Origin of the sequence: Jiangella alkaliphila (assembly GCF_900105925.1) — a bacterium.
GTDB classification, from domain to species: domain Bacteria; phylum Actinomycetota; class Actinomycetes; order Jiangellales; family Jiangellaceae; genus Jiangella; species Jiangella alkaliphila.
On the sequence record NZ_LT629791.1, the window covers coordinates 3,699,041 to 3,712,899 of the forward strand.

Genomic DNA, 13,859 nt, shown 5'->3' on the forward strand with positions numbered 1-13,859 from the left:
CTGATCAGATAAATGGGTGATCCGCTCAATCGCAACGTTCCACCACATATGTGAGGTTGTGGCGGACGACGGTGACGAGCCCAGCCCGTGGAGACGATGACCCGATGCCTCACATGTTTCGCTTCCAGCAGCGCGCACGCCGCCGCCTGCTGGCGCCGGTGCTGGTCGCCGTCCTGCTGGCGGTGCCCGTCGGCAGCGCCGCGACGCCCACCGGAAGCGTCGCCGCGCCCCGGACCGTCGCGGAACCGGGTGGCGATCCCGTAGCGCAGACCTACCAGGTCACCTTGGTCACGGGCGACGTCGCGGTCGTGAGTGTCACGCCGGACGGCCGGCAGAGCGCCTGGCTGGAGTCCGCGGCAGAGATCCAGCCGCGCGTGTACGAGCGGGACGGCCACGTGCACGTCGTCCCGGCCGAGGCCGAGGAACACCTGCGCGGCGGACGGCTGGACGAGCGGTTGTTCGACCTCACCTACCTGGTGCGGGAGGGCTACCACGACGGCGTCAGCGACGCGCTGCCGCTGCTGGTCACCGCGCCGGCGGCAGCCACCCTGTCCGCACCGGCGGGAGTCACCGTCGAACGCCGCCTGACCAGCATCGACGCAGTCTCCGTCAGCGCGCCCAAGGCTGAGCTCGCCACGGTGTGGGCGCAGCTCGACGCCGGTGTCTTCGCGAGTGTCCGGCTCAACGGCCGGGTCGAGGCGGCGCTCGACGAGAGCGTCCCTCAGATCGGCGCGCCGCAGGCGTGGGAGCAGGGGCTGGACGGCACCGGCGCCACCGTGGCGGTCCTCGACACCGGCTTCGATGCCACCCACCCGGACCTGGCCGGGCAGGTCGTCGGCGCGGCGAACTTCACCGCGGACGCCGACCCCGACGGCCAGACTGCGGCGGACGGCCACGGGCACGGCACGCACGTCGCGGCGACCGTCGCAGGCACCGGCGCCGCGTCGGGCGGCACGCACGTCGGCGTCGCGCCAGGCGCCGACCTCCTGGTCGGGAAGGTCCTGGACGCGACCGGCAGCGGCTACGAGGACTGGATCATCGCCGGCATGGAGTGGGCGGTCGCGCAGGGCGCCGACGTCGTCAACCTCAGCCTCGGCACGCCGGACCCCAGCGACGGCACCGACCCGCTGAGCCTCGCCGTCGACCGTCTCAGCGCCTCGTCGGACACGCTGTTCGTCGTCGCCGCAGGCAACACCGGACCGCTGGAGACCACCATCGGCGGGCCGGGCGCGGCCACGTCGGCGCTGACCGTCGGCGCCGTCGACAAGGACGACCATGCCGCCGACTTCTCCTCCCGCGGCCCACGGCTCGGCGACGGCGCGGCCAAGCCTGAGGTCGTCGCGCCGGGCGTCGGCATCGTCGCCGCCCGGGCGGCCGGCACCGCGCTGGGCAACCTGCTCGACGAGCACTACACCGCGCTCGACGGCACCTCGATGGCCACACCGCACGTCGCCGGCGCCGCCGCGATTCTCGCCCAGCAGCACCCGGAGTGGGACGGCGAGCAGCTGAAGGCCCGGCTGGTGTCCACCAGCACGCCGCTCGACGGCGAGCCGGCCAGCTTCCAGGGAGCTGGACGGGTCGACGTCGCCGCGGCCGTGGGCACGTCGAGCGAGGTCAGCGACGGGGTCCTGAACCTGGGGTCGCTGCGCTACGACGACGATGCGGTGAGCCGGACCCTCACCTTCAGCAACCCCACCGACCAGCGGGTCACGCTGCGGCTCACCGCGGACGTGGAGCGCCGCGGGCCGGGCGACGACCCGCGCTCGCCGATCCGGCTGCGCCAGCCGGTGCTGTCGATCCCGGCCGGCGGCACCGCCAGCACGGAGGTACGGGTCGACCCGCGTGGGCTGGCCGGTGGCGCGTACGAGGGGTACATCGTCGCGCAGGACCCGCGCAACCGCGACGTCCGCGTCGCCACGCTCGTCGCCTTCGCCGTCGAGGCGCCCCGGCACACCCTGACCGTCACCGCGGCCGACCGCGACGGGAAGCCGGCGTCCGGCCCGGTCGATCTGTGGAGCCTCGACACCTGGACCGGCGAGCGCGGCTTCTTCACCGACGGCGTCGCCACGTTCGAGGTGTTCGAGGGCACCTACACGCTCGCGGCGTCGATCCAGACCGGCAGCCTGCTCGACACCACCAGCGTCACCGTCGCGACCGAGCCGGAGCTGGTGGTCGACGGCGACGAGACGGTCACGTTCGACGCCCGCGCGGGCGAGCCGATGACCGTCGAGACGCCGCTGCCGTCGACGCTGATCCGCGCCCAGGTGCTGTGGCGGCGCGAGATCGGGGGCGAGTCCGTCACCACCCAGCTGCTCGACGCCGCCACCGACCGGCCGCTGTACGTCCTGCCCAGCGACCCCTCGCGCACCGGCGAGTTCGACCTCACGACGGCCTGGCAGCTGGAGGAGCCGCGGCCGGCGGACAGCCCTGAGCCCACCTACTCCTACAGGCTGGTGTTCGCCGAGGCCGACGGCGTGCCGGCCGGCCGCACCTACACCGTCGACCACGACGACCTGGCCGCCGTGCACGGGACCTACCGGGAGGCCTCGGACCGGCAGGTGCGGCGCGAGTCGTGGCGGCCGTTCACCGACGGCGCGCTGCTCGGAGTGAGCATGATCCTGGTCCGCGACGGACCCGCGCAGCGCACCGACTACCTCAGCACCGACGGCGTCGAATGGCAGCGCGACGGCCGCCCGCACTGGTCGCCGGTGTCGTTCACGGTCACCTCGCCGGCCGAGCTGTACGAGCCCGGGCAGGAGTACCAGCAGGAATGGTGGGGCCCGCTCGTCGGCCCGTCCATCCCGCCGGTCACCGGGCTGGAGGAGTACGGCCTGCCGGTGTCGCGCCACCGCGACGCGATCCGGGCGCTGATCCCGCCGCACCGCTTCGGCGACGACACCATGCGCGGCGCCGGCTACACCCCGGGCGAGACGTTCGAGCTCACACTGCACCGCGACGGCGAGCTGGTCGGGACGTCGCACACCTCGGCGATCCCGTCGCAGTTCACCGTTCCGCCCGCTGAGGCGCAGATGCAGTTGCGAGTCCAGGTGGCCGACGATGCCGAATACTGGTCCGACCTGTCGGTGTCCACCGACACGATGTGGAGCTTCCGATCCGGGCGAACCGGCGACGAACCCGCCGTTCTGCCGCTGGTCCAGGCGGCCTACGTTCTGGACGCCGGCCTGTACAACGACATGCCGGCCGGCGCGTCGTACCCACTGGAGGTCCGGCCGGCGTACCAGCCGGGCGCGACCGGACCCGGCGGCTTCGAGGTCACCGTTCAGGTGTCCTTCGACGACGGCGCCAGCTGGCATGCCCCGCCGGTCACCGCGACCGAGGACGGGTTCCGCGCGCAGATACCGGCCGCTGGCACGGGGTTCGCGACAGTCCGGGTCGATGTCGCCGACGCCGACGGCAACACCATGACACAGCGCATCGACCGTGCTTGGCGGATCGGGCGGCCCTGATCGTGGAGCGCCGCACGTTCGATCAACTGCGCGCTCGCAGCCGGCCGGTGAGCCGGAGGCCGTCACGGATGTTGCGGCCCATGAGCGTGAGGTTGATCGCACCGGCGACCAGTTCGACGGCCTGGACGGCATAGAACGCGGCACCGAAGTCGTCCCGGCCGGCCGCCGCCGCGAGGTACAGGGCCGACGGCACCAGGACGATCACTCCGATGCCGGCGATGACGGGCATCCGCCGCCTCTTGGCCTGGACGAGCGGGTCCGCGGACCGCCTCGCCATCGCGAAACCGGTCGCTCCGGTGAGCGCCAGCGCCGGCACCAGGACGAGCAGCCCCCACGGGATCGCCTGCTTCACCGCGACGACGGCCGCCGCCGACCCGACCAGCTCGACGGAGGCGGTGGCGCACCAGAAGGCGAGGATGATCACGAAGGCGGCTGGACCGGCGATGCGGTGTACCCCCGGCAGCACGGCTACTCCACCGCAGCGAGGGGAGCGTCCCCCACCAGGTTGTCGATCAGGCGAGCGACGAGCGACATGACGGCGTCAGCCTCCGCGGCGTCGAGTCCTCGGGTCGCGACGGCGTTCACCTCGGCCGCCGCCGCTGTGAGCGCCGGCCGCAACGACCATGCGTGCGGCGTGAGGGTGACGATCGCGCGGCGGCGATCGGCCGGATCGGGAGCACGCTCGATCAGGCCGTCTCGCTCCATCCGCTTGAGCGTGTGCGCCATCGTCGACTGATCGACCTGGACGCGCTCGCACAACTCGTTCTGCGTGATCCCGTCCTCGTCGTACAACGCCAGCAGTTGCGCGAACTGGCCCGGGACCACCCCATGCGGCTCGATCCGGGCTCGCAGCGAGCCCGCCAGGAGCCGGGCCAGGCGGTTGACCTGGTACCCCAGCGATGCCTGTCGATCCGGACTGAACGGTGTCGGCGACATGCCCGCCTCCTATACATTGCTTGCCATCCATATTACATGGCAAGCAATGTATATCCACTCGGCGATGCCGCAACGAGGCCCAGGAGCCCTTGACGGTCCGCGAAATCCATGCGTAACATCTGCGTCCAACCTGCTCGATACGTATCGGGGTAAACGAGGAGTGGCTTTGGCAGCGCAGCGACGGCGACCGACCCAGACGGACATCGCCCGCCGGGCCGGTGTGTCGCAGTCGACCGTGTCGGTGGTCATCAACGGTGCTCCGGCGATCGCGGACGTCGCCGAGGACAAGCGCCGAGCGGTGCTGGAGGCGGCGGCTGAGCTCGGCTACTCGGTGAACGCCTCGGCGCGCAATCTCAAGGGCGGGCGCAATCGGATGCTCGGCGTCTTCACCTTCGAGCCGGTCTTTCCCGTGAACCAGCGCGATTTCTACTTTCCCTTCCTTCTCGGCATCGAAGAGTCGACCGCCGAGTGCGGCTACAATCTGCTGCTTTTCAGTGCTGTCACGGCGGGCACCGAGCGCCGCGTTTTCGCCGATGGCGTCAACCAGCTCAAGCTGGCCGACGGCTGCGTTCTGCTCGGGCGCCATCTCCGTGAGGACGACATGGCGGCGCTGCTCCGCGAGGACTTTCCGTTCGTGTTCATCGGACGGCGTGACGTGCCCGGCGAGGAGTTCTCCTACGTCGCGGCCGACTACGTGGGTGCGACCCGTGACATGGTGCTGTCCCTGGCCGCCCTCGGGCATCGCCGGATCGCCTATCTGAAGGCGGCCGACGACAAGGAGTGGACCCAGGACCGCGAGACCGGCTTCCGGCAGGGCCTCGACGAGGCCGGCATCGCCGATGACCGGATCCTCTTCCACGTGATGGGGGAGGGGGCCGCACTCACCGGAGCTGAACTCGAGCGGTGGCGGGCGGCGGGAGTCACCGCCGTGCTGGTGGAGCCCAGCCAGGACGACAGCGCGATCTCGGCCCTGGAACACGCGGCCACCGAAGCGGACATCGAGATCCCCGGGGATCTCTCGGTGGTCCTGCTGGGCGATCCGCCGCTGGTCCATGCCACGGAACGCGACTGGACGCGGTTCACCATCCCGCGTGAGCAGATGGGCCGCGAGGCCGTTCGTCTGCTGCTGGAACTCCTCGATGACGAGGCCGGGGTCAAGCGGCACCTGTACCTGGACTGCGTTCCGGTTCCGGGTGACTCGGTGGCAGCGCCTCGCTCCGGCCGGGGACGGACGACGTGACCGGGCGCCACGGCACCCCGATGCGGATCACCAGGCGCCAGGCGATCGGCGCCGGGCTCGGCGCGACCGTCGCCGTCATGACTGCGACCCCGTCCGCCACCGCCCGCACCGCCGGATCCGGCGACGGGCTCGAGCCGACGACGCTGTGGTCGCGCGGCGAGAACGGCTGGGTCGACTTCCGCGTGCACGCCGTCGACGTGACGTCCGCGGGCACGCTGCTGGCCTTCAGCGAGGCCCGGGTCGGCACCAGCGCCGACGACGGTCCGAAGGACCTGGTCCTGCGGCGCAGCACCGACGGCGGCCGAGCTTGGGGCCCGACGACCTACATCGAGAGCCACCGCGGTGGCGGCTGGGCGAACCCCACACCCGTGGTCGACCTGCGCACCGGCCGGATCACCGTCTTCTACGCACTCAACGCGGCGGGTCGCTCCTCGAGGGTGTTCCGGCGCGTGTCGACCGACGACGGCCTCAGCTGGAGCGACCCCGCCGAGGTCACGGACCTGTTCGCGGGGAACGAGCACGGGTGGACGTTCCACCTGCCCGGGCCGGGCCGTGGCATCCAGCTCGCGGACGGCCGTCTCCTCGTGGAGGTCTGGCATCGCCGATCGATCGACGTGCCCGCCGCCGACCGCGACTACAGCGTGAGCGTCGTTCACAGCGATGACGGAGGCCGGACCTGGGCCTGGGGCGGCGTCGTGCCGGACGCTGCGGGACTCGGGCTGGACGAGGCCCGCGTCGCCCAGCTCGCCACAGGCGACGTGATCGTGAACTCGAGGCTCGCGAGTGGCGTGAGCAACACCAGCCGTGCTGTCGCCCGCAGCCGCGACGGTGGCCTGACGTTCATCGGTGCCGTCGTCGAGACGAACATCGCTCCGCACGCGGGCATCGCCTCCGGACTGGCCGCCCGCGTGGACCGGAACGGCGTCGAGCGCGTCGTGTACACCAGTCCCGTCAAGGGCACCGGCAGAGACACGTTGTACGCGCGGATCAGCTACGACGGCGCCGAGTCGTGGTCCTGGGGCCGCGTCCTCGACGGTGCCCGGGCCGGCTACTCCGATGTCGTCTGGCTCGACGACAGCACGCTCCTGGTCCTCTACAGCAGACTCGGCGGGTCCGGAGTCGAGACGCTCGACGTCGTCGCGGCTCGGTTCGACCTCACCTGGCTCACCCAAGGACGCGACGACGTCGATGGGGGACCTGGCGACTTCATTCATACGTATCAGGTGGAAGGTCTCCGCACGGAATCCACCGTCCCACGAGCGCCGATGACCATCGATCCGGCCGCCGGGGGCTCGGCGGTGACACACGTGCCCGCCACCGCCCCGAACGACGCCCACGCCGTGACCATCGTCCCGGCGGTCTCCCGTCCCCACCTCCTGCGCTGCCGCTTCCGCGCGCCGGACGCGACACCCGGCGGCGCCGACGTCGTGGTCGAGGTCGACGGGCGGCGGCGTGGCGGCGTCGTGGCCACATCGGGCGCCGATCCGTTCCTCGACGTCGATCTCGGGATCATCTCGGTCCGCGCGGGCCGGCCGGTGCGTGTCGCGTTCCTCGCGGCCGGGGCGGGTCCCACCGGCGACTCGCACGCGTTCCAGATCGACGCGATCTCACTCGTCCCCCGGAGCAGCGGCTAGCCGCACCCCGATCCATGAACCCGCGAGGCCCCATCACTACCGCCACGGAGGCACGGTGCAGAAGGTCATTCACTACGAGCGCGGCCTGGAGAAGTTCAAGCCGTTGCGCAACATCGTCACCTACGACGACTTCGATCGTGGCTTCAACGGCTGGCTGGACCTGACACCGAACTTCGTCAACGACGACTACCGGCACTACCCGTCCGAAGTGGATCTCGCCAGCTGGGCACCCTCGATGATCAGCGCGGCGCCGATGCGTTTCGCCGCCACCCACGGGTCGATGGAGGGCACCTACTCGCTGAAGCTGAACACCAAGCCGGTCGCGAGCCGCTACGAGGAGAAGCCGGCCGACGGCAGCATGGGAGTCGCGCTGAAGCGTCTCTCGAACTTCGACCCGAACATGCGCTACATCCAGATCGAGGCGTTCTACGCCTACACCCCGCAGCAGGACCGGCTCGGCTTCGGTGAAGAGGATCTGCGCGCGTTCGGGTTCTACTTCGACCTGCAGGACCACGAGTACCGCTGGATGCCCGGCGTCCGCTACGTGAACTCCGTCAACGGCGAGCTCACCAAGAAGTGGCAGTACTGGAAGGTCGCCGACGGAGTGACCAAGAAGGACTGGTGCTACGGCCGTGAGGACGGCTGGCAGCGACCCGGTGTCGACAATCTCTGGTACGGCCGTCGCCATGCCGACGGCTCGGCCGACGCCTTCCAATGGGTCCCCGGCGGCGAGCAGGACCTGCTCTACAACGAGAGCCCGGACAAGCTCAACTGGCTGTACTTCCGTCTGCTCATCGATTTCCAGCGGCGCGAGTACGTCGAGCTGCAGAGCATGGACCGGACGTTCGACCTGCGCGGTCTGACGCCGACGCTCGTCGCGCCCTACAAGAGCATCACGAACCTGATCAACCCGATCTTCTTCGTCGAGACCGACACGAATCGCAGCGTGAACCTCTTCCTCGATTCCGTCGTGTACTCCACGGAATGACCACAGCCCACCGTAGATCGACTCGGAAGGCCCTGCTCAGTGCGCACTTTCGCCACCTCTGTCATCGAGCGTCGACTCGAGATCACTGCCACCCACACCACCCATCCGTACGAGGCGGGCTGGGCTGACGAGGCGGTCTTCTTCGTTCAGGTCGAAGGAGACCACCCGGATCTGTCGGTCCAGGTGCAGATCTCACCGGACGGGCTGCACTGGGCCGGCCGAGGCAGGGCCAGCGTGCTGCAGGCCGATGACGAGATCGTCGCCATCGACCTGGCGAACTTCGGCGGCTGGCTCCGGCTGGCCTTCGCCGGCGCGACGCCGGAGCGGCCGGCCACCGTGCTGGTCCACCTCGCCCTCAAGGGCTGACGACACCAGAGGGATCGCCTCGATCGAGAGGAGGACAGCACATGCTTCCCCAACTCATCCGCCGACTCGGCCTCATGATCTTCACCGTGTGGGGAGCCGTGAGCCTCACGTTCGTGATCCTCCGGCTCGCACCCGGTGACCAGGCCACCGTGCAGCTCGGGCCGGACGCGACCGCGGCCGACGTGTCCGCGTTGCGCGAGGAGCTCGGACTCGACCGGCCGATGCTGGTGCAGTACCTGGACTATCTGGGCTCGGCGATCACCGGTGACTTCGGTGAGTCGTACCGGTTCCGCGACTCGGCGACGGCGGTCATACTCGACCGGTTCCCGGCAACCGTCCTGCTCGCGGGCACCGCGACCGCGCTGGCGCTGACGATCGGTCTGCTCCTGGGAGTCCTGGCCGGTCGCGCACCGGGAGGGCTCACCGACCGCGCGATCTCCGGCATCACCCTGGTCATGCAGGCCATCCCGTCGTTCTGGTCGGGCATCATGCTGATCCTGCTGATGGCGCTGACACTGCGGCTCCTGCCGAGTGCGGGGTCCGGCGACCTGCGGCACCTGGTGCTGCCGGCGATCACCCTGGCGATCCCGTTCACGGCGCTGGTCGCCCGGATCACCCGCAGCAGCGTCGCAGAGGTGACCGCCGAGCCGTACATCATGACGGCACGGTCGAAGGGGTTGTCCGAGCGGCTCGTGCTGAGCCGCCACGCCCTGCGCAACTCGGTGATCCCGGTGGTGACCATCGTGTCCTTGCACATCGGCACCTTGATGGGTGGCGCGGTGATCGTCGAGCAGGTCTTCGCATGGGAAGGGGTCGGATCGCTCCTCGTCGGCGCGGTAGGCAACCGCGACTACGCCATCGTCCAAGGCACGACCGTCCTTCTGGCGATCGTCGTGGTGACGATGAACCTGCTCGCCGACGTTCTCAACGCCCGGCTCGATCCACGAATCCGAGCGGGGGTGACGTCATGACGACGATGGGGCTGGTGCAGAACCCGGCGCCGCCGACGCCGCTGGTGCCGGCGCGGACCCGGCGCGCCACGGTGCGCCGCGTGGTCGCCGCCGTCCCGATCATCATCTTCGGCCTGTATGTCGTCGCGGCGATCATCGGCCCGCTGCTCATCGACTACTCCCCGGTGGGCGGGGAACTCGACGACCGCCTCCTTGCGCCCGGCTCGGTGCTCAGCGACGGCAGCACGGCCCTGTTCGGCACCGACGCCCTCGGCCGCGACCTGTTCGGCCAGGTCGTCTACGGCGCGCGAACGTCGGTGTTCATCGGCACGCTCGTCGTCCTGATCAGCGCCCTGGCCGGGATCACGGTCGGTACGGTCGCGGGGTATCGAGGCGGCAAGACCGACCTGGTGGCGTCGCGCATCATCGACGTCCTGCTCGCCTTCCCCGGCATCCTGCTGGCCATCGTCATCGCCGGGGTGTTCGATCGAAGCCTCGCCATCGTCGTCATCGCGCTGAGCGTGACCAACTGGATCGGCTTCGCCCGCCTCTCGCGGTCGATGGCCATGACGCTGCGGGAGCGCGACTGGGTCAAGTCGGCGACGGTGATGGGCGTGCGGCGCCGGCGCATCCTCGCGCGGCACATCCTGCCCTTCATCGCCGGACCCACGTTCGCGCTGGCGACCACCGAGTTCGCCGGCGCCATCCTGGCTGAAGCTTCGCTGAGCTTCCTGGGGCTCGGACTCCCTTCGGCGTCCGTCTCCTGGGGACAGACCATCGCCGCCGGCAAGGAATATCTCGCCAGCGCCTGGTGGATCTCCGCCATTCCTGGCATCGCCCTGGCGTTGCTCGTCATCTGCGTGGGCTTCACCGGAGATCGACTCACCCGCTACTTCGGCCGGAAGCAATGACGAGGCTTCGCCAGGCCGCACCGCCCAACACAGTCCAGCGCAGCTCAGTGAGGAGCACGGCAATGAGATCGTTTCGACACTCCACCATGGCGGCGACCGCACTCCTAGGCCTGTTCGCGGCCACGGCATGCGGCGCCGACGACGACACTTCGGACAGTGGTGGCGAGGCAGGCGGCGGAGAGATCGCCGTGGCCGGCCAGTTCCCCACCGAGTCCATCGACCCGAACGGACCGCTGGCCATCGACGGCGGCACCCGTGTCGCGTCGATCCAGCTGTACAGCCCCTTGCTGGAAACGATCGGCCCGGGCGAGTTCGACCCTAGGGCCGCGGAGAGTTGGGAGATCAACGACACCGCGACGGAGTTCACCTTCACGCTGCGTGCCGGGATCACCTTCTCCGACGGCTCGCCGATCACAGGGCACGACGTGGCCGCCTCGTTCGAGCGCACCGTCGCGTCCGACAGCCCGTTCTCCGCGAACTTCGTCGACGTCAGTGTCGCGGCGACCGACACCACGGTGACCTTCACCACCGCTGCCCCCGACCCGGCCCTTCCGGCCAAGCTGACCGGGCTCATGATCACCCCGGCCGGCGCCACCGAGGACAGCTACCTGGACACGCCGGTGACCTCCGGGCCGTTCCAGGTGGAGTCGTTCACCCCTGGTGGAGATCTCGTCATGGTCCCCAACGAGCACTACTGGGGAGACCAGCCGCAGGTCGACCAGCTCACCATCCGGTCCATCCCCGAGGTCGCGGCGAGAGTCACCGCCCTCGAGACCGGTGAGCTCGACGTCATCTGGGGCATCTCCGACGACCAGGTGACGCAACTCGGCGGCAACACCGAGGTCGAGGTCGTGTCCGCGGTCGGTTCCGCCGTCACCACGATGTGGATGAACGCCTCCACACCCGCACTGGAGAAGGCGGAAGTGCGGCGGGCACTCTGGCAGGCCGTCGATTTCGAGAAGAAGATCGACGCGCTCTACCCGGAGAGCGGCGAGCCCGCCGATTCCGTCCTCGCCCCCACGGTGTTCGGATATGCGCCGCAGGAGCCGGTGGTCTACGACCCCGACGCGGCGAGGCAGGCGCTGATCGACGCGGGCTTCGACTTCGACACGACGTTGCGCTTCCACTTCTCCCAGGCGCAGTTCCGGCAGTGGGTGGACTCGGTCGTGGCCGATCTCGCCGCCATCGGTGTCCACGCCGAGGCGCTGGAGAAGGAACAGGCCGTCTACACCGAGGACCTGCTGGCCCTGAACTGGGACATCAATATCCAGCAGGTCGGCACGCTCGGGCTGGACGCCTCGTACAACCTCGGCCGGCTCTACACCTGCGCCGCGGAGCGGACCGGCTACTGCAACCCGGAACTGGACGAGATGCTGCGGCGGGCCGGAACCTCCGTCGATCCCGCCGAGCGGGAGGCGGCCTACGCGGAGGCGACGGAACTGATCTGGACCGAGGCCGTGGGCATGTACCCCATGTTTGTGAAGAACCTGTTCGCCACTCGTACGTCGGTGTCCGGCTTCGAACCCGACGGAGAGGGACTGCCGCGATTCGACACGGTCTCGGTTGATGAATGACACCCTCCGGGTCAGGGATCTGACGATCCTGCTGCCCGGCCCGCGCGGCATGGCCGATGTCGTCGACGGCGTCTCCTTCGACATGGTCGAAGGTCGCACGACCGGCCTGATCGGTGAGTCCGGGAGCGGGAAGTCGCTGACGGCGATGGCCTTGGTCGGCCTGATCCCGGAGACCGGAGTGGTCAGCGGGCAGGTGCTCCTGGGCGAGGAGAACCTGCTGGAGGCCGGCCGGGCGCGGATCAGGCAGGTCCGGGGGACCGAGATCTCGGTGGTGTTCCAGGACCCGTCGACCGCACTCAACCCGACCATGACCATCGGCGACCAGGTCGGTGAGATCCTGCGGGGCCGACGTGTCTCCCGGGGCCAGGCGCGGGTGCGGGCGGCAGAGCTCCTCGACCATGTCGGCATCCCGGACGCGGCGGCCCGCGTGGGCGCCTACCCCCATGAGTTCTCCGGCGGCATGCGTCAGCGGGCGATGATCGCGCTGGCACTCGCCGGCCGGCCGAGGTTCATCCTGGCCGACGAGCCGACGACGGCGCTGGACGTCACCGTGCAGGCCCGGATCCTCGCTCTGCTCGGCCGCCTCCGCGACGAGGACCACCTGTCCATGTTGCTGGTCAGCCACGACCTGCGAGTGATGTCGCACGTCGCGGACGATCTCGTCGTCATGTACGCCGGGCGGGTCTGCGAGCGCGGCGGGGCCAGAGCGGTGCTCAACCGTCCGCTCCATCCCTACACCGACGCCCTGGTGCGCAGTGTCCCCTCGGTGCATGTCAGGTCGGCGATCGCCGACCCGCTGCCAGGCAGCCCGGCCAACCCGTTCGACCGGCCGGCGGGGTGCCCGTTCAACCCGCGCTGTCCGCGTGCGGAGGACCGGTGCCGGACCGAGGTGCCGGCGTTGCGTGAGATCGCCCCGGGCCGTCTCAGCGCCTGCCACCTCGCGGAGGAGCTGACATGACGGCTGCTGCCGGCCTGAGGATCACGGACCTCACGGTGACCTACCCCGGGCCTCGCGCCGGTGGCCTCGTCGGCCGGCGGACGCCCATCACCGCGGTCGACGCCGTCAGCCTCGAGGTCGCGCCGGACGAGACCCTCGCCCTCGTCGGAGAGTCGGGGTCCGGGAAGTCCACGATCGCGCGCGCGGTCGTGGGGCTCGTCGCTGCGTCGGCGGGCTCCATCGACTTCGACGGAGCGTCGCTGCTGAATCTGCGCCCCCGCGATCAGTGGGCGCGCAGGAACATCGCGATGATCTTCCAGGATCCCCGGTCCGCGCTGAACCCGCGCTTGTCGGCGGCGGCCTCCATCGGTGAGGCCTGGGAGGCACATCCCGACGTCGCTCCCGAGGGCGTGCGCCGTGATCAGCGACGGCGACGGGCGGCCGTCGTCGACCTGCTGGCCCAGGTCGGGCTCGATCCCGACGTCGCGGGGAAACGCCCGACCGCGCTGTCCGGCGGGCAGTGCCAGCGAGTGAGCATCGCCCGCGCGCTGGCACTCAGCCCGAAGCTGCTCATCTGCGACGAGGCGGTGTCGGCCCTCGACGTCTCGGTCCAGGCGCAGGTGCTGCAGCTCCTGGTCGGCGTCCGCGAGGCGCGCTCGCTGTCGATGCTCTTCATCACCCACGACCTCGGGGTGGTGCGTCAGGTCGCCGACCGCGTCGCGGTGATGCGTCGTGGCGAGCTGGTCGAGAGCGCCGACGTCCACACGCTGTTCACAGCACCGCAGCACGACTACACCCAGGAACTCCTCGCCGCCGCCGTCGACCTCGACGTGAGGAGCTGACCACCGCACGGCAC

Annotated in this window: 12 protein-coding genes; 10 read left to right on the top strand and 2 right to left on the bottom strand. The window is 70.2% G+C overall.

Annotated features, from left to right (window positions below):
- Window positions 1-104 precede the first annotated feature (104 nt).
- Window positions 105-3,467, top strand: a complete 3,363-nt coding sequence (locus tag BLV05_RS16880) for a S8 family peptidase (RefSeq protein ID WP_082155129.1) — start codon at window positions 105-107, stop codon at window positions 3,465-3,467.
- Window positions 3,468-3,489: 22 nt separating this feature from the next.
- Here the strand turns inward: BLV05_RS16880 and BLV05_RS16885 are convergent, their stop codons facing one another.
- Together BLV05_RS16885 and BLV05_RS16890 are read right to left on the bottom strand one after the other, a co-directional pair.
- Complete coding sequence (locus BLV05_RS16885; RefSeq protein WP_046768144.1) at window positions 3,490-3,933, bottom strand: hypothetical protein; 444 nt, start codon at window positions 3,931-3,933, stop codon at window positions 3,490-3,492.
- Window positions 3,934-3,935: 2 nt separating this feature from the next.
- On the bottom strand, window positions 3,936-4,403 hold the full coding sequence (locus BLV05_RS16890) for a MarR family winged helix-turn-helix transcriptional regulator (protein WP_046768145.1): 468 nt from the start codon (window positions 4,401-4,403) through the stop codon (window positions 3,936-3,938).
- Between the two features lie 166 nt (window positions 4,404-4,569).
- Between BLV05_RS16890 and BLV05_RS16895 the strand changes: the two genes are divergently transcribed.
- The 9 genes from BLV05_RS16895 to BLV05_RS16935 all read left to right on the top strand — a co-directional run bounded on the left by BLV05_RS16895 (window position 4,570) and on the right by BLV05_RS16935 (window position 13,845).
- Window positions 4,570-5,643: a LacI family DNA-binding transcriptional regulator gene (locus BLV05_RS16895; RefSeq protein ID WP_046768146.1), complete on the top strand. Its 1,074-nt coding sequence runs from the start codon at window positions 4,570-4,572 to the stop codon at window positions 5,641-5,643.
- Window positions 5,640-7,277: a sialidase family protein gene (locus BLV05_RS16900; RefSeq protein WP_046768147.1), complete on the top strand. Its 1,638-nt coding sequence runs from the start codon at window positions 5,640-5,642 to the stop codon at window positions 7,275-7,277. The genes BLV05_RS16895 and BLV05_RS16900 overlap by 4 nt, the downstream gene beginning before the upstream one ends.
- 55 nt (window positions 7,278-7,332) lie before the next feature.
- On the top strand, window positions 7,333-8,265 hold the full coding sequence (locus BLV05_RS16905) for a DUF6772 family protein (RefSeq protein WP_046768148.1): 933 nt from the start codon (window positions 7,333-7,335) through the stop codon (window positions 8,263-8,265).
- A 39-nt stretch (window positions 8,266-8,304) separates the two neighbouring features.
- Entirely contained in the window at window positions 8,305-8,631 is a 327-nt protein-coding gene (locus BLV05_RS16910; RefSeq protein ID WP_046768149.1) for a DUF6385 domain-containing protein, read from the top strand.
- A gap of 41 nt (window positions 8,632-8,672) precedes the next feature.
- Window positions 8,673-9,602: an ABC transporter permease gene (locus tag BLV05_RS16915; RefSeq protein ID WP_046768150.1), complete on the top strand. Its 930-nt coding sequence runs from the start codon at window positions 8,673-8,675 to the stop codon at window positions 9,600-9,602.
- Entirely contained in the window at window positions 9,599-10,492 is an 894-nt protein-coding gene (locus BLV05_RS16920; protein ID WP_052762343.1) for an ABC transporter permease, read from the top strand. The genes BLV05_RS16915 and BLV05_RS16920 overlap by 4 nt, the downstream gene beginning before the upstream one ends.
- Before the next feature lie 62 nt (window positions 10,493-10,554).
- Complete coding sequence (locus BLV05_RS16925; protein WP_160312733.1) at window positions 10,555-12,066, top strand: ABC transporter substrate-binding protein; 1,512 nt, start codon at window positions 10,555-10,557, stop codon at window positions 12,064-12,066.
- On the top strand, window positions 12,059-13,024 hold the full coding sequence (locus BLV05_RS16930; protein WP_046768152.1) for an ABC transporter ATP-binding protein: 966 nt from the start codon (window positions 12,059-12,061) through the stop codon (window positions 13,022-13,024). Before BLV05_RS16925 ends, BLV05_RS16930 begins: the two co-directional genes overlap by 8 nt.
- A complete protein-coding gene (locus BLV05_RS16935; protein ID WP_052762344.1) occupies window positions 13,021-13,845 on the top strand; it encodes an ATP-binding cassette domain-containing protein in 825 nt (274 codons plus the stop codon). The genes BLV05_RS16930 and BLV05_RS16935 overlap by 4 nt, the downstream gene beginning before the upstream one ends.
- Window positions 13,846-13,859 lie beyond the last annotated feature (14 nt).